This is a genomic window from Bacillus sp. 03113 (assembly GCF_006546985.1).
Lineage (GTDB): Bacteria > Bacillota > Bacilli > Bacillales > Cytobacillaceae > VATK01.
Window position 1 is genome coordinate 55879 of record NZ_ML637008.1, and the last position, 20129, is coordinate 76007.

The window sequence follows — 20129 nt, forward strand, 5'->3', positions numbered from 1 at the left end:
ATTAGTAGTAAATGAATTGGAGGAAATGTTTAATGGATGAAAGAATTTTTGTTTTAGGCGTAGATATTGGAACAACGAGTACGAAGAGTGTTCTTTTTTCAAAAGCTGGAGATGTCATTGCCCAGCATACAATTGGCTATCCTTTACATACACCAACCCCTTCAACAGCAGAACAAAATCCTGAAGAGATTTTTCAAGCGGTTTGTGGAACGGTTAAGCAGACGGTAAAGAAAAGCTTTATTGACCCTTCCTCGATCGTTTGTGTGTCATTTAGCTCAGCAATGCACAGTGTAATAGCAGTGAATGCAGAAGGGAAACCACTAACAAATTGCATTACATGGGCTGATAATCGGAGTGTTAAATGGGCAGAACAAATTAAAAATGAATTGAATGGACATCAGATATACTTGCGTACGGGTACTCCTATTCATCCAATGGCTCCTCTTTCGAAAATTCGATGGTTAAAGCACGAAAAAGAAGAAGTGTTCTCTAAGGCGTCTAAATTTATCTCTATAAAAGAATATGTTTTTTATAAATTTTTCAATCAGTTTGTCATTGATTACTCGATTGCCTCAGCAACTGGGATGTTTAATCTAAAAAATCTCGATTGGGATGAAGAAGCACTTGCGGTTGCAGGCATTTCCAAAAATGAATTATCAGAGCCTGTCCCAACGACATACTATCTTCAAGGGATAGATGAAGAGCTTGCAAATGAATTGGGGATCCTTTCATCAATACCATTTGTTGTTGGTGCAAGTGACGGTGTATTATCGAACCTTGGAGTTAATGCTATTAAACCTGGAGAGGTAGCTGTTACCATTGGAACAAGTGGTGCGATTCGAGCTGTTACCAATCAGCCCGTTACAGATCCAAAAGGGAGAACGTTCTGTTATGCATTAACTGAAAAGCATTGGGTTATTGGTGGACCAGTTAACAATGGAGGAATGACTTTTCGCTGGGTAAGGGACGAGCTCGCTTCGTCTGAGGTTGAAACTGCATCGAGATTAGGAATTGATCCATACGAAGTATTAACCAAAATTGCTTCCCGCGTTTCTCCAGGATCAGATGGACTCATCTTCCATCCCTATTTAGCAGGAGAAAGAGCGCCTTTATGGAATTCAAATGCGAGAGGATCCTTCTTTGGGTTAGGGATGCATCATAAAAAGGAACATATGATTCGATCTGTTTTAGAAGGTGTTATATTTAACTTGTATAGTGTCCTATTGGCTCTTGAAGAACAAATTGGCATTCCAAAAAAGGTTCAGGCAACAGGCGGTTTTGCCCGGTCCGAATTATGGCGTCAAATGATGGCTGATATCTTTGATCAAGAAGTTACCGTACCGGAAAGTTTTGAAAGCTCTTGTCTTGGAGCTGCTATTTTGGGTTTATATGCATTAGGAAGAGTTGATTCGTTACATGTTGTTGATCAAATGGTTGGATCAACGCATCAGCATAAACCACTTAAAGAAAATACTGAAATATACCGTCAATTAATCCCTATCTATCTTCGAGTATCTCGCAAGCTTTCTGACGAATATGATAGTATTGCAGAATTCCAGAGAAGGACTTTAGGATGATATAAGCTTAAGAGAAGTCAAAAGTGACAAACACTTTTGGCTTTATTTTATCTTATCAGAATTTATAAGTTCTAAAGTTAGACTGATGACTAGCTTCAGCGCCTATCGGCTATCAAACTTCAGGCCTTCTCCCTACGATAAGTCAACATCGATTCGCTGTCGCTCATCGTGTATCCTTTATCTCAGTCGAAGTCCCTCCAGTTTGTACGCCGATGATCAAGGTGCTTGCGCTTTTCTTGTGAGAAATAAATTTTTTCTTAATTTATTGAATAAAGAAATTTTTTTTATTATAATTCTTTATAGAGAGAACATTTTTTAGCGTACGAAGTCAGGCTACCAAAATGTAAGCTTCATTTTGTAGGATCAATCATAATGATTGAATCACGAGGAGGAATAAAAGCAGTGAATCAAAACATTGAATTATTAGCTGTCAATACCATTCGAACATTATCCATCGATGCCGTAAATCGAGCGAACTCTGGGCATCCAGGGCTTCCTATGGGAGCTGCGCCGATGGCATATGCATTATGGAACAATCATTTAAACCATAATCCAATAAATTCAAAATGGTTTAACCGGGATCGATTTGTTCTTTCAGCAGGTCATGGCTCAAGCTTGTTATACAGCTTGCTTCATTTGACTGGTTATGATGTATCTATAGAAGATTTGAAGAGTTTTAGGAAGTTAAATAGTAAAACACCTGGTCATCCCGAATTTGGGCACACTGATGGAGTCGAAGCTACAACAGGTCCTTTAGGACAAGGGATTGCGACTGCGGTAGGGATGGCAATGGCTGAAGCTCATTTAGCAGCGAAATTCAACCAAGAAAGCTATTCTGTAATTGATCACCATACTTACGCATTAGTAGGAGACGGCGATTTAATGGAAGGAATTTCCTATGAGGCTATGTCTATGGCTGGTCATATGAAACTTGGGAAATTGATCGTATTATATGATTCAAACGATATTTCGTTAGACGGAGCTTTAAATCTTTCTTTTTCAGAAAATATAAAAAAAAGAGTAGAGTCTGTTGATTGGCATTATTTACGTGTAGAGGACGGAAATAATGTAGCTGATATTACAGAGGCTATTGCATTAGCAAAACAAAACATTGACCAACCGACTCTTATTGAGATTAGAACTATTATCGGTTATGGCAGTCCAAAAGTGGCTGGAACGAATAAGGCACATGGGAATCCACTTGGTGTAGAAGAGGCGCAAGCAACAAAGAAAGTATATGGCTGGAATTATGATGAAGACTTTTTTGTTCCTGATGAAGTTAAATCCCACTTTGAAGAAGGTAAACAAAAAGGAGCTAGACAAGAACAGCAGTGGAATGAATTATTCCAAGCTTATAGTGAAGCTTATCCTGTGCTGGCAAGTGAACTAGATAGCGCCATCAAAGGGGGAGCTTTAATCGATGCTGAAAATATTTTGACCTTTGATGCAGAGAAAACCATTTCAACTCGGGTTGCAAGTGGAGAAGCGATTAACGAATATGTAAAACTAGTACCTTCGATTTTTGGAGGAAGTGCCGACTTATCACATTCGACGATGACCGATATTAAGGGTGAACAAGCATACGCAGTAGAATCATTTAGTGGCCGCAATGTTTACTTTGGGGTGCGTGAACACGCAATGGGAGCTGCAGGCAATGGGATGGCTCTTCATGGAGGAGTGAAGCCTTTTGTAAGCACGTTCTTTGTTTTCAATGATTACCTTCGCCCTTCTATTCGATTAGCAGCATTACAAAAGCTGCCGGTAACGTATGTGTTTACCCATGATTCGATTGCAGTAGGAGAGGATGGACCTACGCATGAGCCAATTGAGCATCTGGCAGCTCTACGCGCGATCCCAGGGCTGACAGTTATTCGTCCATCAGATGCGAATGAAACAGCTAGTGCATGGGCTTATTCATTGCAACAAACGGATGGTCCAGTTGCTTTGATTCTTAGTCGTCAAAATCTACCAGTATTTGAGGAAACAAAAGCAAACATCGACAATCTTTCTAAGGGAGCTTATGTGTTAGCTGAAACGAATGAACAGCCAGATGTAATTTTATTGGCGACAGGCTCTGAAGTATCATTAGCTGTTAACGCGAAAGCTGAATTGGAAAAAGAACAAGTATCGGTGCGTGTTGTAGCCGTCCCAAGCTGGGAGTTGTTCCAAGGCCAGTCAAGCGAGTATAAAGAGCAAGTTTTACCTTCTTCCATTAAAAAGCGTGTATCGATCGAAATGGGGATTTCCCTCGGCTGGGAACGCTTTGTAGGATTTGAAGGGAAAGTATTATCAATTGACACTTTTGGGGCTTCAGGTACAGGAGCTGATGTAATGGAGTTATTTGGATTCACGACAGATAACGTCGTAAAAACCGTTAAATCGGTATTAAATCTTAATTTAGTATAATGATTAGCCCGATTTTAGAATGATTGGTACTAAAGATGAATGTAAACATTCTTTTAAGGATCACTTAAGGGGGATTTCATATGCAAATAGGGTTAATTGGTTTAGGGAAAATGGGATTAAATTTAGGGAAAAATCTAATCGATCAAAACTATGAGGTTATGGCATTTGATATCAATCCAAATACTGTAGAAGAAATGAAAGCATATGGTGCAGTAGGTACGACGAGCTTAAAGGAACTTGTACATTCATTGGAAACACCAAGAATTTTATGGGTGATGGTCCCACATTCTGTAGTGGATTCCGTTTTGAAGGAGATTACACCTTTCTTATCTAAAGGGGATACTGTGATTGAAGCGGGGAATTCGCACTATAAGGAATCTATTCGTCGATACAACGAACTAAGAGAGCTTGGCATCAGCTATTTAGATGCTGGTACTTCAGGTGGTACGGAGGGAGCCCGTAATGGTGCATGCTATATGGTTGGCGGTGACCGTGAAGCATGGGAAGCTGTCGAGCCGATTTTCCGCGATACAGCTGTTGAAAATGGCTACTTATATGCAGGAAAAGCCGGCAGTGGCCATTTCTTAAAAATGGTTCATAACGGCATTGAATACGGAATGATGGCTTCCATCGGTGAAGGATTTGAAGTTCTAGAAAAAAGTGATTTTGACTTTGATTATGAAAAAGTAGCGAAAGTATGGAACAATGGATCAGTCATTCGCTCTTGGTTAATGGAATTAACAGAAAATGCCTTTTCTAAAAATGCTAAGCTGGATGAGCTTAAAGGGACAATGCATTCATCTGGTGAAGGAAAATGGACACTTGAAACCGCTTTGGACTTACAGGCGGCAACTCCTGTAATCGCTATGTCCTTATTAATGCGCTATCGATCTCTTGAGACAGATACATTTACAGGGAAAATCGTAGCAGCACTTCGCAATGAGTTTGGCGGGCATGCTGTGGAAAAGGAAAAAGTAGTTTAATAGAAAGAGGGGCTTCATCAGTGGGGAGTATCTACCACTGATGAAGCCCCTTTTTGGCTGTTCAAGGCGCTTTCGCTTTTGTTCCTGTCTAGCTCCATGCGCTTTCGGCTCTATGGTCTAGTCAAACTGGCAAGACAAGAAAAGAGCATCTTTCCAGTCAGTTCGTCTTATGCTTGTCGCCGATAGGCGGCGCGCCTTTCACTTTTCTTACTAAATTCTTGTTTCTGTAATGACATCCCGTACTTTTTCAATGGAATATTTAGCTTTGTCTTTATTTGTTATCATTAAGTTCACATAGAGGGCATCAATAAGGCTTAATTGGGCAATTCTAGAAGACAAAGCTTCTGACCTATATTCCGTTTCTTCAGCGCTTGTATATAAGGCAACATCTACATGTTGACCGATATAGGATTTTGGAAAGCCTGTAATTCCAATGGTCTTTGCACCATTTTTCCTTGCCGCTTTTAAAATATTAATAGTATCCTTATTCGCTCCAGAGTGAGAAATCACAACAGCAACGTCATGTTCACTTAATTGTGATGCTGACATTAACTGGAAATGAGAATCGATAAAAGAAAAGGCTTTTATCCCCGTTCGCAAAAATTTATGGAAAGCATCCATGGCAATAACAGAGGATCCGCCTGTTCCGTAAAGTTCTACATTATTGGCTTGAATAAGCATGTCAACTGCTTTAGCGATTGCCTTCCCGTCAATAATTTGTAAAGTATTTTCAAGCGTCCTAATATTCGAATTAAATACTTTTTCCGCGATTGTTTTCTCATCATCCAGGTCATTAATATCTTCATGAATTTGCTGCAAAGGAGTCATGGTTTCTGACGCTAATGCAATTTTAAGCGCTTGATATCCTTTAAAACCAATGGTTTTACAAAATCGAAAAACGGTCGCATCAGCTACATTTAAATCAACGGCCACTTCGTTAATCGTACGATGAACGATCCTTTCGGGGTCTTCCAATATATAGTTAGCAATCTTTTTTTCTTTTTCGCTCAATCTAGTATAATAGGAGCGAATTTTTTTTAAACTGTTCTGTGACATCAAAATTTTCCTCTCTAACGAATGTACTATTTGTAGTGTAACATATTCGTTCTAAATGAAAAATTTTTTCATCTCTAAATTAATCTAAAGTTATACTTTTTTTATTATTAGAAATCAATATCATATACGGATTCTTCAAATAAGAGCCATGTATTCAAGGGAGATGTAAGTAAACAGCAGCTTTAGTTAATTTTCCTTCGCTGACACAGGGTATTCCACCACTTCACCAGTTTCAGCATCTTCAATCACAATGCCATCAACATCATCTGCATTTTTAGATGCAAATAATAAGATTGCTTCCGAAATTTCTTCTGCCTGGCTATATGTACAACAACCAACCGTATTAGCGATTGCCCCGTCATTAAAAGTATAACCAACGTTATATTTAAAGGTAGGTTTATTATTTTCCATTGTTCGCTCCTATGTTTGTATTTTATTTTACTAAATAACATTATTGACCTTAGTTATGGGGTTTATTCTTTTTTCAATAAAACAATGGGAAATAAGGTATGTGTTATAGAAAATAGATTTTGATTACAACGGTATTATTTTCGTATACGACATCGACCCTTTTCAATTTGACTATCACTCCAGACCAATCTATCTTAAAAGTCAAATAACAAAACAATAACTATTCTCCAATTCTGCTTCGTTATTTGACTATAGGAAACCACAAATATATTTCAAAATTGTTTATAATCATTATTTCTCATGATCAAATTCAGTTTTAATGACTTGCAATTTATTTTCACCATTGTTTTCTACTACATGTTTAAGCATGGACAATTTATTATTCCAAAATTGTTCGTAAAAAGAAAGCCACTTCTTTAATTCTACTAATGGTTCAGGCTGCAGCCGATAAATTTTCTCCCTTCCTACCTTTTCACCGTTAACCAATCTTGCTTCTGAAAGGATATGAAGATGCTTTGCAATGGCCGTACGACTGATCGGAAAATGGGAGGTGATTTTTGAAATAGGCAGCTCTTTTTCAGAAAGTAATCGAAGGACTTCTCTGCGAGTTGGATCTGCAATCGCTTGAAATACATCATATTTTTCAGCTGATGAAGTCATTTAACCTTCAACAACCTTTTTAAGGCGATCATGAACAATCCCTATCCAACCATTGTCCATTCTATCGCGAATAACAGAACTTTTCTCGTTTGCTTTCGGAAGAATCGTTTCAGGATCTTTCCATCCACTATGAATAAGTGTAAACTCCGTCTTGCCACTTAAATCCTTTAAAATAAACGAAACAATCCAACCATCAGTATCCCATGCAAAAGAAAGTCGATAAGGTTCATTAATTTCTAATACTTTACATGGTGATGGACCAAAAGGGGATTGCAAGTGAAATTCATGTCCAACTATCGGCTCAAAATTATTTGGCATAAACCATGAAGAAATTCCTTCTGATGTGGATACTGTATCCCAAACTTTTTGAATAGGTGCATCAAAAATAACCGTTTGTTTAATATCTTGCAGCGTATTTTGATTATTTATTTCCATATTCATTCTCCTTCAATTTCAAATTTGATATAACACCATTTGGTTTTGTTTTTAATATATAACACCAAAAGGTTTCATGTCAAAAAATTTATTTTAAACATACTTTTTTAAATGAAAAGAATAAACTTTTAAAGGTAGAATGATGTCTATCTTCAGGGCTGAACAAGGTGCTTGCGCAGTTCTTATCACTAAAGAAATTTTTTAAATACGACACTTAAGTTATCTAATCGTTCTACTTGTACAAATATCCTTTGCTGAATTTTTTCCCTTTCTTTTTCATTCTCTAAAAATAAAAGCAAGCTATATTCCAGCTCATCAAGATTTATTTTAATGGCCAATTTCTCATCCAGTAAATATTGCTGATTTCTTTCTTCGGGGCCTGGTAATGGATCTAGTAGACAAAGTGGAATACCTTTATGTAGGCATTCGCTAATCGTAATTCCTCCAGGCTTGGTTAACATGATGTCCATTCGCTCGTAAAGCTCGTTCATTTCCTCTCTTGAAGATATGTATGATATTGATTTAAGAAAAGGGCTTTGAAGCTGCTCGATTTTCTTAAATAGCTGTTGATTTTTCCCACATAGTACAAAATATTTAATTTTTCCTGAAAAAAGGGTTAGGTCAAGCATTTTTTCTATTGGCCCGACCCCTAGATTGCCGCCGGAGACCAGAACATGAAATAAAGGAGCCTCTTTTCCATATGTTTTTTCAGTTTTTTTTGTAATTAACGGATGAATAGGTATCCCTGTAACTGCAATTTTTTTTGGGGAAACACCACGAAGTTCAAGAAAATGTTTCACTGCTTCACTTGGGACAAGGTGAAAATCAATCTGAGTAATTCCCCATACATTATTAATAAAATAGTCTGTATAAGCGTTAATCACAGGAATCGACAACTGCTCTTGTTTCTTTAATAGATTTAATAAATAGGAAGGAAGGCAATGGGTGCAAATAATGAAATCTGGATTTTCTTGCTTGATTAGCTTCTTCATACTATTTAAGAAGATGCGGTCATAGAGGAAATAACGATTATCAGCTTTATAGCTTTGGCTGCGGCATGCATTATGTCGATAGAAATAGCTATAAACAGATGGAATTATTTTTATTGCTTTTAAATAAAATTTGGAAGTAATTTGCTCAACGAAACGGGAAGTATAATGGAAAATATCTACTTTTTTTACCTTTACAGAATCGTCCAATTCTTTAAGGTAAGCACTGATCGCGTCCGCTACTTGATGATGTCCTGAGGGCATTTGTAAAAAAGGAAGTATAAGTATTTTCTTCATGTGATCCAAATCCTTTTTTACTTACTATTCGTATCTATCCCATTTTCCATACCTTAAATTTAATCCGTATTTTACCATTTTTAAAAGACACATGAATTAAACATCCTATTTATTGTAGTCCAATGAAAGGAGAAAGAGTTTGAATGTTGGTGCGTCTCGTTATATTAAATATTTGGAAATATTTAGATCCTATTTATTTTTCTTTTACCCGCCTGCAATATCTTTGTCCAGACAGAAAAGGAGAAGGAGTTTTTCGGGTGAGGTTAACAAAATACAAAGGAAAGGAAGTGTTATTATCAGATGGTATCATGATCTGTAAAAACGATCTTTTGCTGAAAATCCATTTGCATAACGTAAGGCTAATGCAGGATTTCTCATACATTAAAAATGAATTATCAAAGGGAAGAGGCGTATTTAGACGAGTGATGAACTCTATGCCACTTTTGGCTGAATTTATCGATAATCATCCCGAGAAATCCAAGATAAAAGGAATCATTGGAATCACACTCATTAACAAGGGATTTCGGCCGCTTGGATTTGAATGTGTACTTCCGGAAAGTAAACTCTATTCATGGTTTAAAAAAACATCACAAATACCCATTTATTTACTAACATGTTCAAAGATTTCTATTGCACACATAAAAAAACATCATCCAGTTTACTTGATGATGTCTAAAGAGAGGCTAATGGAGAAATACAAAAGAACGGTATAATTAGTTTCCTTCAACTTCCACTAGGACTGTCCCCTCATCCTTACTATAATGTATAGAAGGGAGGGGATATCACAATGGCAGTTTATTTTATTCTGATTGTTTCTGTCTTATTTGGATTAATGATTTTTAAAGCATATAAGAATACAAGAAAAGTAGCAGTAAATACGATTTCCGTTTCTCGACCAAACATTACAGTTTCAGAAAAAAATGTTAAGGTACTTCACCTATCTGATTTGCACCTTGAAAATATATCAATTAACCCAGCAGAATTATATAAAATGATTTCAAAACAACCAATTGATCTAATTGCTCTAACAGGTGATTTTCTTGATCGTAAACGAAGTATTCCTAAACTAATTCCCTATCTTCATGTATTGCAAAAAATAAACCCGAAATATGGGGTTTATGCCGTGTTTGGCAATCATGACTACGTTTTAAAAGGGAAAAACTTTGAAACTTTGAAAAGAACACTTACAGAAAACGGCTGTAAAACACTTCAAAACGAGAATGTTACGATTAAGGTTAATGGTGAGAATTTGAATATAATTGGAATTGATAATTATAGTACTAATCACAGCGATGTTAAAAAGTCCTTTCAAGGGCTGCAAGAAGGCTATAATTTAGTGCTGACCCACGATCCGAATGTTGTACTTGATATGAAAGACATTCCATTTGATTACTTATTATCCGGTCATTTTCACGGTGGTCAAATTCATTGGCCGAAGCCTTACCATTTGATTAAAATGGGTAAGCTTGTACGAATGAAAATGGTTAAGGGGCTGCATTACCACGGTGGAAAGCCTTTTTATATAAGTGAAGGATTGGGTCAAACTGGAGTCAATATCCGTATTGGCAGTCGTCCTGAAATCACATTCCATGAAATTTCATAATGAACTTTTTGTTTTAGCTCTCAGAATTCTGAGGGCTTTTCATTTTCCCTCGAACGGTTTATTATTCGTAAAAGTTAATAGGGTTATACATTTTCAGTGTTGAGTTGGCGTATCATATGAGTTTTAGTATGTTAACAAAAATTGGGCAGCATATTTCTTTTTAAAAATTGACATTCTATATTTTGTTCGATTGATTTAAAAAGGAGGAATATAAAATGACAGTAATCTCAAACTTAAAACAAACGATAACAGGGTTAAAAAGTGCCCAAGCAAGCTTAGAAGGCTTTGCGCTTGATACTGACAACCAACAGGCAAAACAACTTTATCAAAATACAGCTCAACAAACACAACTTATCATTGACCAATTATCTCCACGTCTGCAGCAGGTTGAACAGGAAGAACCACAATACAAACAATAAGAAACACACAAAAATACAATTAGGCTGTGATTATTCAAAACGACATGTATAGGTTTTGAAATTCAACAATTGCCTTAAGACCAGGTAAAACCTAAAGAAAGCTATTTACAAACAACTAGAGGCAAAAAATGCCCACTCAAAATGTGGGCATTTTTGTGAAATTTATTGATGGAAAAATAACTCTAGAAAACGTCAGTTTGAAACCATTATAAAAATAGGGTGATTCAAGTGGTATCTTTATTAGAAAAAAATGCTGAACAATCAAAACCGGTTATTATGCTTGTTATAGATACATTAATGGACCCACCTCTACAAGAAGCTCTAAAAAATAATCAAGCACCAGCATTTAAATTTTTAATAGAGAATGGCATGTATATTCCAGACATGGTTAGTCCTTTTCCAACTATGTCAGTTAATGTTGATACGACGATCCTTACCGGAACCTATTGTAATGAGCATCAATTACCTGGACTTGTTTGGTTTAATGAAAAAGAAAATCGTTTAGTTAATTATGGCAGCCATATTCGAGAATTATGGAAGCTTGGTCTTAATCAATCTCTAGAAGACATCTTATTTAATATGAATGGTGTTCATATAAGCAACAAAGTAAAGACCATACATGAGGAGTTAGACGGTACAGGGAAGGATTCCGCCTCCATAAACGCGCTTGTGAATCGAGGAAATACACCCCACATTTATAAATTACCTTTATTATTAACGTTATTTACTTCTTTTCAAAAAGACCGTTCGACATTAAGTGCAAAAGTTTTTACATATGGTTCATTAAAAAACATAAGTCTATCTAATCGGTATCAACGATTTTGGCAAAAGCTTGGCTTTAATAATTCTTTTTCGGTTCAAGAATTAACTTATTTAATGAAAAAAGATCAACTTCCTTCTTTTACCATTGCCTATTTCCCAGAACTTGACCAAAGTGTACACAAGCATGGACGAATGGATGTAAAGGGAATTAAAAAGGTTGATCAACATTTGCAAAAGATCCTGAATGTTTATCATTCATGGGAAGAGGCTTTACAGAAAAATATTTGGATTACGATCGGGGATAATGGACAAGCATGGATTGATGCTGATCGCCAAATGGCTCTTATTGATCTTAGAAAAATCCTTGGGTTATATCGCATAATGAAACTAAGAGATGGAGTTCAACCAAAAGACCAGATTGTTCTTGCAGTAAATGAACGTATGTCCTATATCTATTCTTTAGATACGAACACGTTACCTATTCATAAACTAATACAAGAGGTAGAAAAGGATAAGCGAATTGACGTCATTGCATGGAAAGAAAATTCATTTATAAAGGTTAGATCTGGTGAACAAAAAGGAGAGCTTGTTTATTCTAAAGACGGGGAATTTGTTGATGCATATAACCAATCATGGTTTATAGAAGGAGATAAAGAAATATTAGATATTACCGTAAATAACCAACAAATTAATTACGGTGACTATCCGGATGCGTTAGCCAGAATAAATAGCAGCTTACATTCTCATGAAGGAAATTTTATCATTGTTAGTGCCAAACCAGGATATGAATTTATTGGTGAAGGTTCTCCGACCCATATAGGAGGGGCAAGTCACGGAGGCCTGCATAAGCAAGATTCTTTAGTACCCTTAATCATCACAGGCACCGAGTCAACACCTTCTTATTCACGATTGGTAGATGTAAAAGAGTGGATATTATCGCTGATAGGTTAGATTGATTCTAACCTTTTTTTAATGGTAGTGAAAGCTGCATTCTTATTAGCAAGTAAGGATTTTTTAAGAGGAGTATACAGGGAGTCAGAGGAAGTTTAAATAATGATCTACGGAAAAGAACAACAAAAACAAATCAATAAAGTACTAGATTATATAGAAGAGAATTTATATGCGTTTATAAAGCATGGCGAAGCCATCACCATCGAAATACAAACATTTATAGCGATCTTTACTCCAACCACTTAACAAGAAAATGGAATCGCCGTATGGATCCAGTTCAAAAGAATCTTGAATCAGTGTGGCTAATCCGTCAATACCTTTTCGCATATCGGTCTTTCCGCAAATGATGTAAATATTTTTCACACTTGTATAGTCGTATTTCACAGATGTTTCAACTCCCTCATGACCGTTTGGATGATGCACGCCGTTGAAGAAGGAGATTTCCGCGTTTGCTGTTTTGATCGTGCAAGCGTTATTGGAAGAGGTTGGTGATGAAGTGGCTGTAAATGAAACTTTATTTTCGGAATGTAGTGTAACGGGGATAATTGTAAGTTTTTGTTGCGACATGTGAATAGCACCTCCTTAAATTGATACGTTCATCGTACCAGGAGGTGCTGCATGTTCATATGCGTTGTTTGATTGGGGGCTTACGAATGAAAAGTGTCTTTTCTTCTGTTTCAAAGGTGTTGTCTCATATCTATTTAGTTGATCATCTGTGGTTAAAGGTCCTTGAAGGTCGGAGTATGAATGAGGCAAGGCAAACTTCTTTTCCACTTCAAGAGAAGATGGAGAAACTGCCCATTGAAGAAATAGAAAAGGAATTTCACACTTTATCAGCTCGTTATATATCTTTTTTTAACAGTCAGGAAGATATGGAAAAGAAATTTATGTTGGATAATCCATATGCAGGATTAAGAGAAACAAGTCTATCTGAATTGGTCTTACATGTAGTGAATCATGGGACCTATCATAGAGGGAATATTTCAGCTATGCTGCATCAATTAGGTGATTCTTCCGTTATGACTGATTATGTTTTTTATTTATATAGAGAAAATCTTCTACATCGTAAATAGGCATGTGAGATAATCCATTTTTTAAAAGTGGAATATTTTTGATCAAACTTTAGAGTTACTCTTACGGTAAAAAGAGGTGCCTTTCTTTATATTTTAAGGCACCTTTTTGTATCATTTTTATATTTTTATCAAGTTAAGAGTTGGGATAGGGCCTCCTGGGAATTTCTATAATTTTCCGCCGGTTGCAAGATCTCCAAGATCTACAGTGGCAAATCCTACTCTATTATTAATATGGGTAACAGCTTCTTTTGCATCAATATCATCGCCGGAAATAAAAATGACACGGTGTCCGCCATTTGTGATGGGATTAGATCCTAGTGTACCAGGTGTCAGCGTGTTGTAGGCTTTCACTACACGTGCCCCTGGAACAAAGTCGGCAAAGACTTGACTTGAAGTTCTTCCGCCTAGATTGGCAATGTTGAAACCAGGTTGAATAATCGGATTTGTTGCATCAATCACGATTCGGCCATTCCATTCAGGTAAGTCAGAAAGTGCTGTTTCTAATTGCTGCCACTGCACAGCAACTAATACAATATCAGCTGTTGCTGCCTCTTTAACAGTAACCGCTTTGCTATTGCCTCCAAGTGATTTTACTAGTAGAGCAAGAGATTCTGGTCAACGTCTATTGCTTAGTAATACTTCATAACCAGCATCTACTACATGCTTTGCAAATGCCTGCCCGATGGCTCCTGTTCCTATAATACCGATTGTTGTCATGTTAATCGCTCCATTCATTTTTTATTTTTTGTATTTTAGATGACCACTCCACCGTCTACATTAATCGTTGCACCAGTCACAAAAGCGGCTTCTGGTGAGGCTAAATAAGCAACCATGCTTGCAATTTCTGCACCTGTACCATAGCGTCCAATTGGAATCATATCTGTAACGATTGGTGCATAAGGACCGTCAGCAGGATTCATATCTGTATCAGTAGGACCCGGTTGAACGTTATTTACAGTTATCCCTTTTGGAGCCAAGTCACGGGCAAGACCTCGGGTTAGACCAGCGACACCGGCTTTAGACATTACATAAAGGCTGTTTCCTGGGAAAGGATTGCTGTCAGCGTTGATGCTCCCGATATTAATAATGCGTCCGCCTTCACCCATTTGAGGACCAGCCGCTTGGACAGCAGCGAAGATTGCGCGTACGTTTACTGCTACCATTTGATCGAATTCTTCTATAGAGAATTGATCATAAGGTTTTAAGTTGGCCATCCCTGCATTATTTACAAGGATGTGAATTCCCCCAAATGTTTTTACTGTCTGTGCAACTGCTCCTTTAACTGCATCTACGTCTGCGCTATCAGCATGAAGTGCTAAGGCGCGTCCGCCTTCTGCTTCAATTTCCTTAACCAAATCCTCTGCTTTTTGTTGTGCACTTACGTAAGTGAAAGCGACAGCTGCACCTTCGCTTGCTAAACGCTTCACGATTGCTTTCCCAATACTGCGTGATCCCCCAGTTACCAATGCTACTTTACCTGTTAATTTTGTTTCTGCCATACCTTAACAACTCCTTCATTTTAATTTTGAAACGATCGGTTCATAATTGCAAATTAAATATATCCCGTGAAGATATAAAATGTCAAGATATTTTATGGAAAAATTTTTAGCTGATTTTACAAAAATGATGGAGATATATTGTTTAAACCCTTGACAGGAGAAAAAGAAATTGAAAATATAAACAAAAGAAGGATTTTTTTAGGGAAAGCAGAAAAAAGATTCATACAATAATACGGTCAGAAATGAGTTGAAGAGAATGAATCAAGCAGCACAAACCTATTGGGATGAATTTTGGAAGGATAGTGTAAAGCCCCGTATTGTAAGTGCCTGGCAGTTTGGTGCGAATCCGGACCATCTTGCAGACTTAGTAATAAAAGGGATCAAAACAGCTACATGCTCAGCTTATGTTTTTTATGAAAGGGAACAGGAGCTACTTCCCTCGACAGGTGATTATAGCATCATTTTGAACAGTAAGGATGAGCCTGTCGCGATTATTAAAACAGTGGACGTCACGTTGACGCCAATGAATGAGGTGAAAGAAGAGTTTGCTTTTGCAGAAGGAGAAGGTGATTTGACCTATCCATATTGGAAGGATGCCCATGAAAAATTTTTCAAAGAAGAGTTAAGTCAAATCGGCCTTAAATTTACAGAAGATTTGCTGCTCGTTTGTGAACGATTTGAATTGATTGATGTTAAGAAGTGAAAAAACGATCTTATATGGGTAGAGTTGATTCCCTCTTTTCTACATAACTAAATATTCTTCCGAACCTTCCTGCATTGATCATTTCGTATTCTGTTTAAGGTGTGATACAATTTTCCTCGAACAATAGATACGGAATTTTTGTGTAAAGGAAGAAACAGATGAACAAAACAGTACCAGTTCAAAAAAACGATTATATAGAAGTTGTATTTGAAGATTTAACACATGATGGAGCGGGAGTGGCAAAGGTTGATGGCTACCCCTTATTTGTGCCAAACGGGCTTCCAGGCGAAAAAGCAAAAATTAAGGTCATTAAAGTAAATAAAGGATACGGGTTCGGTAGATTAATGGAGCTTTTGGATCAAAGCCCTTACCGAGTAGAAGCACCTTGCTCGATTTATAAGGAGTGCGGCGGCTGTCAGCTTCAGCATTTAAGCTATGAAGGACAAATTCAGGCGAAGGAAAAGCATGTTCAAGATGTGATCGCTCGTATTGGAAAACTCAATAATGTAAAAATTCATCCTGTTTTAGGCATGGCCGAACCTTGGCGTTATCGCAATAAAGCTCAAGTTCCTATAGGTGAACAAGAGGGTGGATTAATAGGCGGCTTTTATCAACAGCGTACTCATAAAATTATTGATATGACGGAATGTCTTATCCAGCAAGAAAAAAACGACGAAGTGGTACAAGCAGTAAAAGAAATTTGCAGCAAATATGGAGTCCGTGCCTACGATGAAGGAAGACATAAAGGAGATCTGCGTCATATTATGACAAGATACGGCCTGACGACAGGAGAAGTTATGATCGTTCTTGTTACTCGTACTAGTGAGCTTCCGAATAAAAAGAAAATTGTTGAAGAAATTAATGCACAAATAAAAGGCGTCAAATCCATTATTCAAAACATCAACCCGAAAAAAACCAACGTGATCATGGGGGATGAAACGAAGGTTTTATCAGGAGACGAAGTCATCTATGACTACATCGGTGACATTAAATTTGCCATCTCTGCGCGCTCTTTTTATCAAGTAAATCCAGAGCAAACAAAGGTATTATATGAAAAAGCACTAGAGTATGCGGGTTTAACTGGTGTAGAAACGGTCATCGATGCTTACTGTGGTATCGGGACTATTTCATTGTTTTTAGCTCAAAAAGCTAAAAAGGTACACGGAGTGGAAATTGTCCCTGAAGCGATTGCTGATGCTAAAAGGAATGCTGAATTAAATCGGTTAACCAATGTTGAATTTGCAGTTGGTGGAGCAGAAACAGTAATACCGAGATGGTATAACGAAGGTGTAAAAGCAGATGTTCTTGTTGTAGACCCTCCACGAAAGGGCTGTGATGAAAAGTTATTAGAAACGATTTTAGCAATGAAGCCTAAGAAAGTCGTATATGTTTCGTGTAATCCAGCAACCTTGGCAAGGGATTTGAGAGTGTTGGAGGATGGAGGATATAAGACGGTTGAGGTTCAGCCGGTGGATATGTTTCCACAGACGATGCATGTGGAGTGTGTGGCGAAACTAGAGTTAAAATTATAGAAAACTAATAAACAAAAGAAATCCTTAGTCATATTTCTTTTGTTTTAACTTGTGCTCATTCTGTCTTTCAACATTATGACGAATTGAAAGAATTTGAAGTAGGGTCTTGGGATAAAGAGTGCATGAATGCGTTTCTTAATCAGAATTACGCTGAGATTACTTGGGCTTAGAGTTTTTAGTGAATAAATAAGTAAGTTATAATCAGATATGGGTAAGGAAGTATTGGAAATAATGTAATAAAATAGTGAAGTGAGCATCTAAAGATAGTCAAAATACGAATATACTCCCATATTTGAAAATGATTTAAAAATAAGGAGGAAATCATGGGAAGATTAATTCATTTTGAAATTCATGTGAATGACATGGAGCGGGCAAAGAAATTTTATGGAGAGGTATTCGGATGGTCTTTTCAGGATTGGAGTGATTATGCAGGAATGCCTTACTTTGGAGCGGTGACTGGTAATGAGAATGAACTTGGGATCAATGGTGCTTTGATACAGCGTCAAAGTGCTCCACCGGAAACAAACCAATCTTTAAATGGATTTGCTTGTACAATGGGAGTGGAAAATTACGATTTAACGGAAGCTAAAATTATTGAGAATGGCGGCAAAGTAGCAATGTCCAAATATGCACTCCCTGGAATGGCGTGGCAAGGATACTATATTGATACCGAAGGCAATATATTCGGAATTCATCAACCCGATGTGAAGGCAAAATAGAATCCATGGTAGGTGAATAAAAATATAAATCACAAGTCACGACAGGCATGTCTGAAAATGTGCGTAATATCTGTCTTGCACTTCCTGAACCTGTAAGTCGTAATGATTTCTAAAAGGCTACCAAGCGGTAGCGATAAAAAAACTATAAATTTTTGTGTCTGCTTTATTGAACTAATATCACAGATTTGTTTGAAAGCCTAATAATAAACATATTTAATAGAGGACCTCGTTTCGTAAATAAAACTTTTCCGAAACGGGGTTTTTTGTTATACACTGATACCAAATAATGTGCAGGGATTGCTCTTTTTTGGTCGAAATATTGCATGAAAGGAGAGTATTTCATGGCAGAGGTTAAAACGGTAAAAATTGATGGAGAGAGTGTCCATATATTTAATAGCGTAATCTACATTTTTGAGTCAAGTACAGGATATACCTTGGAATTAGATATGATTGTAAGTGAAGTTGCTGTAAAAAGATATGGAAATGAGGAAAATCTAATTTTAGAGATAGAATTACAAGATGGTAGAGTCATAAATTCATTTATGCATCTAAAAAGCTTTTCAGGAGGATTGCCTCAGCTTAATTTTTTCTGTGAATTGAATGATATTGATGATTATCAGGATTTTCACATAGTGAACGAAAACGATCTTTTGTTTCCGAATATAGAAGAAGGGATCACTTTAGAAGATATTAGAAAATATGAAATGCCTAATGAAAAAATCATACTAAAATTAAATTTACCAATTGTTCAAACTGAATGGCTAAAAAAGAAGAAAAACAAGGAATTAGCTGAAATTTTCAAAGAGGCAATAAATGATTACTGGGAAAAACATGCAATTGGATAATCATTATTCTTACAAGGATGATGAAGGGGGAATTCCGATGGATCTTAGAGATAAGGCAAAAAAGCTTCCTTCTTCACCAGGAGTCTATTTAATGAAAGATTCTGCTGGTAGTATCATATATGTGGGGAAATCGAAACATTTAAAAAATAGAGTTCATTCTTACCTCCAAAACTCCAAGAACCATTCTAAAAAGGTTGAAAAGCTAGTCAAACATTTAAAGGATTTTGACTATATTCGAACTGATACAGAATTTGAAGCTTTTATGCTTGAATGTCGATTAATAAAGGAATTAAAACCAATTTATAATAAATTGATGAAGAGCCCCCAATCATACACGTATATTATGATCCGGATGGATAAAAGGCTTTATCGGATGGAACTGACCAATCATATTAATGAATATGACAGCAATCTTTATTTTGGCCCTTATACAAGCAAGAATACTGTAGAAAAAGCGATTAAAGGTATAAAAGAATTCTTTAAAATGGACTGTAATAATCTATCCAATAAAAGTACTCCATGTTTAAACTATTCATTGGGATTGTGTATGGGGATATGTTTTGAAAAATCAGCGATTGAACAGTACCATCACATCATAAATAGAATCATTGCTTTACTTGAAGGGACTGACACAAGCATCCTTGAAGAATTAAAACAAAAAATGGTCGATGCTTCTAGTAATGTTGATTTTGAAAAGGCAGCAAAGGTTAGAGACTGTATAGATGCAATAAATTCCCTTTTAAAGAAAGAAAAAGTAATTGAATTCACAAAAGAAAATAAAAATATTATTGTGGTTGAATGCGTAGATAACCTCAAGATGAAACTGTTCCTTATTAACAGGAACAAAATTCTTTTTAATCAAATATATGAAATAGAGCCCGCAAATATGGATCTGCTATGTACATTGATTAAATCAAATATTTTAGCCTATTTTCAAATTAAATTCCCTCCATCACCTATTGATATTAGGAAAGATGAGATAGATGAAGCACAGATTATATACAGGTATTTAGAAAGCAAGCTTTGTGAATATTTAATTATACCTGAAAATTGGCTTTATCCTGAAAACCATGACAAAATCGACATAGCCATTAATGAATTTCTAAGCTCTATACTTGCTAAATTTAAAATAAAAATGAAAGAGCATGTGATAGAAACCTCATCCTGCTCTGAAAAAGATTAATATTTCTCTTTATTAAACTTTCAATA

19 protein-coding genes and 2 pseudogenes are annotated in these 20129 nt (G+C 36.5%); 13 read left to right on the plus strand and 8 right to left on the minus strand.

What is annotated here, in order from left to right:
* The first annotated feature begins 32 nt into the window (after positions 1-32).
* The 3 genes from gntK (at position 33) to gnd (ending at position 4966) form a co-directional block, all read left to right on the plus strand.
* Positions 33-1577: a gluconokinase gene (gene gntK, locus FDO66_RS00275; protein WP_141430409.1), complete on the plus strand. Its 1545-nt coding sequence runs from the start codon at positions 33-35 to the stop codon at positions 1575-1577.
* Between the two features lie 402 nt (positions 1578-1979).
* A complete protein-coding gene (gene tkt / locus FDO66_RS00280) occupies positions 1980-3983 on the plus strand; it encodes a transketolase (protein WP_141430410.1) in 2004 nt (667 codons plus the stop codon).
* An 80-nt stretch (positions 3984-4063) separates the two neighbouring features.
* Positions 4064-4966 carry a phosphogluconate dehydrogenase (NAD(+)-dependent, decarboxylating) gene (gene gnd, locus FDO66_RS00285; protein ID WP_141430411.1) on the plus strand — a complete coding sequence of 301 codons (903 nt, stop codon included), beginning with the start codon at positions 4064-4066 and terminating at the stop codon, positions 4964-4966.
* Between the two features lie 210 nt (positions 4967-5176).
* Here the strand turns inward: gnd and FDO66_RS00290 are convergent, their stop codons facing one another.
* The 5 genes from FDO66_RS00290 to FDO66_RS00310 all read right to left on the minus strand — a co-directional run bounded on the left by FDO66_RS00290 (position 5177) and on the right by FDO66_RS00310 (position 8814).
* Positions 5177-6022: a MurR/RpiR family transcriptional regulator gene (locus FDO66_RS00290; protein WP_141430412.1), complete on the minus strand. Its 846-nt coding sequence runs from the start codon at positions 6020-6022 to the stop codon at positions 5177-5179.
* A gap of 186 nt (positions 6023-6208) precedes the next feature.
* Positions 6209-6433 (minus strand): hypothetical protein, encoded by a 225-nt coding sequence (locus FDO66_RS00295; protein ID WP_141430413.1) that lies wholly within the window; start codon positions 6431-6433, stop codon positions 6209-6211.
* Between the two features lie 291 nt (positions 6434-6724).
* The gene (locus tag FDO66_RS00300) at positions 6725-7093 is read right to left on the minus strand and encodes an ArsR/SmtB family transcription factor (protein WP_141430414.1); all 369 of its coding nucleotides are present in this window, start codon (positions 7091-7093) and stop codon (positions 6725-6727) included.
* On the minus strand, positions 7094-7522 hold the full coding sequence (locus FDO66_RS00305) for an SRPBCC family protein (protein ID WP_141430664.1): 429 nt from the start codon (positions 7520-7522) through the stop codon (positions 7094-7096).
* Positions 7523-7716: 194 nt separating this feature from the next.
* Positions 7717-8814: an MGDG synthase family glycosyltransferase gene (locus FDO66_RS00310; protein WP_141430415.1), complete on the minus strand. Its 1098-nt coding sequence runs from the start codon at positions 8812-8814 to the stop codon at positions 7717-7719.
* Positions 8815-8957: 143 nt separating this feature from the next.
* On the opposite strand from FDO66_RS00310, the gene FDO66_RS00315 reads away from it, so the two are divergent.
* From FDO66_RS00315 to FDO66_RS00330, 4 genes are all read left to right on the plus strand, one after another.
* Complete coding sequence (locus tag FDO66_RS00315; protein ID WP_141430416.1) at positions 8958-9527, plus strand: YkoP family protein; 570 nt, start codon at positions 8958-8960, stop codon at positions 9525-9527.
* Between the two features lie 74 nt (positions 9528-9601).
* Complete coding sequence (locus FDO66_RS00320; RefSeq protein WP_181444390.1) at positions 9602-10417, plus strand: metallophosphoesterase; 816 nt, start codon at positions 9602-9604, stop codon at positions 10415-10417.
* A gap of 215 nt (positions 10418-10632) precedes the next feature.
* Positions 10633-10836, plus strand: coding sequence for a DUF1657 domain-containing protein (locus FDO66_RS00325; protein WP_141430418.1), 204 nt, complete (start codon positions 10633-10635; stop codon positions 10834-10836).
* A 276-nt stretch (positions 10837-11112) separates the two neighbouring features.
* The gene (locus FDO66_RS00330; protein ID WP_141430665.1) at positions 11113-12549 is read left to right on the plus strand and encodes an alkaline phosphatase family protein; all 1437 of its coding nucleotides are present in this window, start codon (positions 11113-11115) and stop codon (positions 12547-12549) included.
* A 165-nt stretch (positions 12550-12714) separates the two neighbouring features.
* On the opposite strand, the gene tnpB is transcribed toward FDO66_RS00330, so the two are convergent.
* Positions 12715-13116: an IS66 family insertion sequence element accessory protein TnpB gene (tnpB, locus tag FDO66_RS21135; RefSeq protein ID WP_258535512.1), complete on the minus strand. Its 402-nt coding sequence runs from the start codon at positions 13114-13116 to the stop codon at positions 12715-12717.
* 86 nt (positions 13117-13202) lie between these two features.
* Between tnpB and FDO66_RS00345 the strand changes: the two are divergent.
* A pseudogene (locus FDO66_RS00345) lies at positions 13203-13622 on the plus strand (DinB family protein); the annotation flags it as partial.
* 165 nt (positions 13623-13787) lie between these two features.
* Here the strand turns inward: FDO66_RS00345 and FDO66_RS00350 are convergent.
* Positions 13788-14357 (minus strand): annotated as a pseudogene (locus FDO66_RS00350) (NADPH-dependent F420 reductase).
* Between the two features lie 17 nt (positions 14358-14374).
* Positions 14375-15121, minus strand: a complete 747-nt coding sequence (locus FDO66_RS00355; protein ID WP_141430421.1) for a 3-oxoacyl-ACP reductase family protein — start codon at positions 15119-15121, stop codon at positions 14375-14377.
* A 256-nt stretch (positions 15122-15377) separates the two neighbouring features.
* Here FDO66_RS00355 and FDO66_RS00360 point away from each other — a divergent pair, with 256 nt between their 5' ends.
* The 5 genes from FDO66_RS00360 (at position 15378) to FDO66_RS00380 (ending at position 20103) form a co-directional block, all read left to right on the plus strand.
* Positions 15378-15824: an ASCH domain-containing protein gene (locus FDO66_RS00360; RefSeq protein ID WP_141430422.1), complete on the plus strand. Its 447-nt coding sequence runs from the start codon at positions 15378-15380 to the stop codon at positions 15822-15824.
* Positions 15825-15982: 158 nt separating this feature from the next.
* The gene (rlmD, locus tag FDO66_RS00365; RefSeq protein ID WP_141430423.1) at positions 15983-17356 is read left to right on the plus strand and encodes a 23S rRNA (uracil(1939)-C(5))-methyltransferase RlmD; all 1374 of its coding nucleotides are present in this window, start codon (positions 15983-15985) and stop codon (positions 17354-17356) included.
* Between the two features lie 323 nt (positions 17357-17679).
* Positions 17680-18075, plus strand: a complete 396-nt coding sequence (locus tag FDO66_RS00370) for a VOC family protein (protein WP_141430424.1) — start codon at positions 17680-17682, stop codon at positions 18073-18075.
* Between the two features lie 341 nt (positions 18076-18416).
* Positions 18417-18920 carry a hypothetical protein gene (locus FDO66_RS00375; RefSeq protein WP_141430425.1) on the plus strand — a complete coding sequence of 168 codons (504 nt, stop codon included), beginning with the start codon at positions 18417-18419 and terminating at the stop codon, positions 18918-18920.
* Positions 18889-20103, plus strand: coding sequence for a GIY-YIG nuclease family protein (locus FDO66_RS00380; RefSeq protein WP_258535513.1), 1215 nt, complete (start codon positions 18889-18891; stop codon positions 20101-20103). The genes FDO66_RS00375 and FDO66_RS00380 overlap by 32 nt, the downstream gene beginning before the upstream one ends.
* Positions 20104-20129 lie beyond the last annotated feature (26 nt).

Excerpts from the sequence above, each read along its gene's own strand:
- gnd (WP_141430411.1), top strand. The coding sequence starts at position 4,064 with ATGCAAATAGGGTTAATTGGTTTAGGGAAAATGGGATTAAATTTAGGG.
- FDO66_RS00330 (WP_141430665.1), top strand. The coding sequence starts at position 11,113 with ATGCTTGTTATAGATACATTAATGGACCCACCTCTACAAGAAGCTCTA.
- FDO66_RS00360 (WP_141430422.1), top strand. The coding sequence starts at position 15,378 with ATGAATCAAGCAGCACAAACCTATTGGGATGAATTTTGGAAGGATAGT.
- FDO66_RS00320 (WP_181444390.1), top strand. The coding sequence starts at position 9,602 with ATGGCAGTTTATTTTATTCTGATTGTTTCTGTCTTATTTGGATTAATG.
- FDO66_RS00380 (WP_258535513.1), top strand. The coding sequence starts at position 18,889 with ATGATTACTGGGAAAAACATGCAATTGGATAATCATTATTCTTACAAG.
- FDO66_RS00310 (WP_141430415.1), bottom strand. The coding sequence starts at position 8,814 with ATGAAGAAAATACTTATACTTCCTTTTTTACAAATGCCCTCAGGACAT.
- FDO66_RS00295 (WP_141430413.1), bottom strand. The coding sequence starts at position 6,433 with ATGGAAAATAATAAACCTACCTTTAAATATAACGTTGGTTATACTTTT.
- FDO66_RS00375 (WP_141430425.1), top strand. The coding sequence starts at position 18,417 with ATGGCAGAGGTTAAAACGGTAAAAATTGATGGAGAGAGTGTCCATATA.
- FDO66_RS00370 (WP_141430424.1), top strand. The coding sequence starts at position 17,680 with ATGGGAAGATTAATTCATTTTGAAATTCATGTGAATGACATGGAGCGG.
- FDO66_RS00325 (WP_141430418.1), top strand. The coding sequence starts at position 10,633 with ATGACAGTAATCTCAAACTTAAAACAAACGATAACAGGGTTAAAAAGT.
- FDO66_RS00315 (WP_141430416.1), top strand. The coding sequence starts at position 8,958 with ATGTTGGTGCGTCTCGTTATATTAAATATTTGGAAATATTTAGATCCT.
- FDO66_RS00355 (WP_141430421.1), bottom strand. The coding sequence starts at position 15,121 with ATGGCAGAAACAAAATTAACAGGTAAAGTAGCATTGGTAACTGGGGGA.
- gntK (WP_141430409.1), top strand. The coding sequence starts at position 33 with ATGGATGAAAGAATTTTTGTTTTAGGCGTAGATATTGGAACAACGAGT.
- rlmD (WP_141430423.1), top strand. The coding sequence starts at position 15,983 with ATGAACAAAACAGTACCAGTTCAAAAAAACGATTATATAGAAGTTGTA.
- tnpB (WP_258535512.1), bottom strand. The coding sequence starts at position 13,116 with ATGTCGCAACAAAAACTTACAATTATCCCCGTTACACTACATTCCGAA.
- FDO66_RS00290 (WP_141430412.1), bottom strand. The coding sequence starts at position 6,022 with ATGTCACAGAACAGTTTAAAAAAAATTCGCTCCTATTATACTAGATTG.
- FDO66_RS00300 (WP_141430414.1), bottom strand. The coding sequence starts at position 7,093 with ATGACTTCATCAGCTGAAAAATATGATGTATTTCAAGCGATTGCAGAT.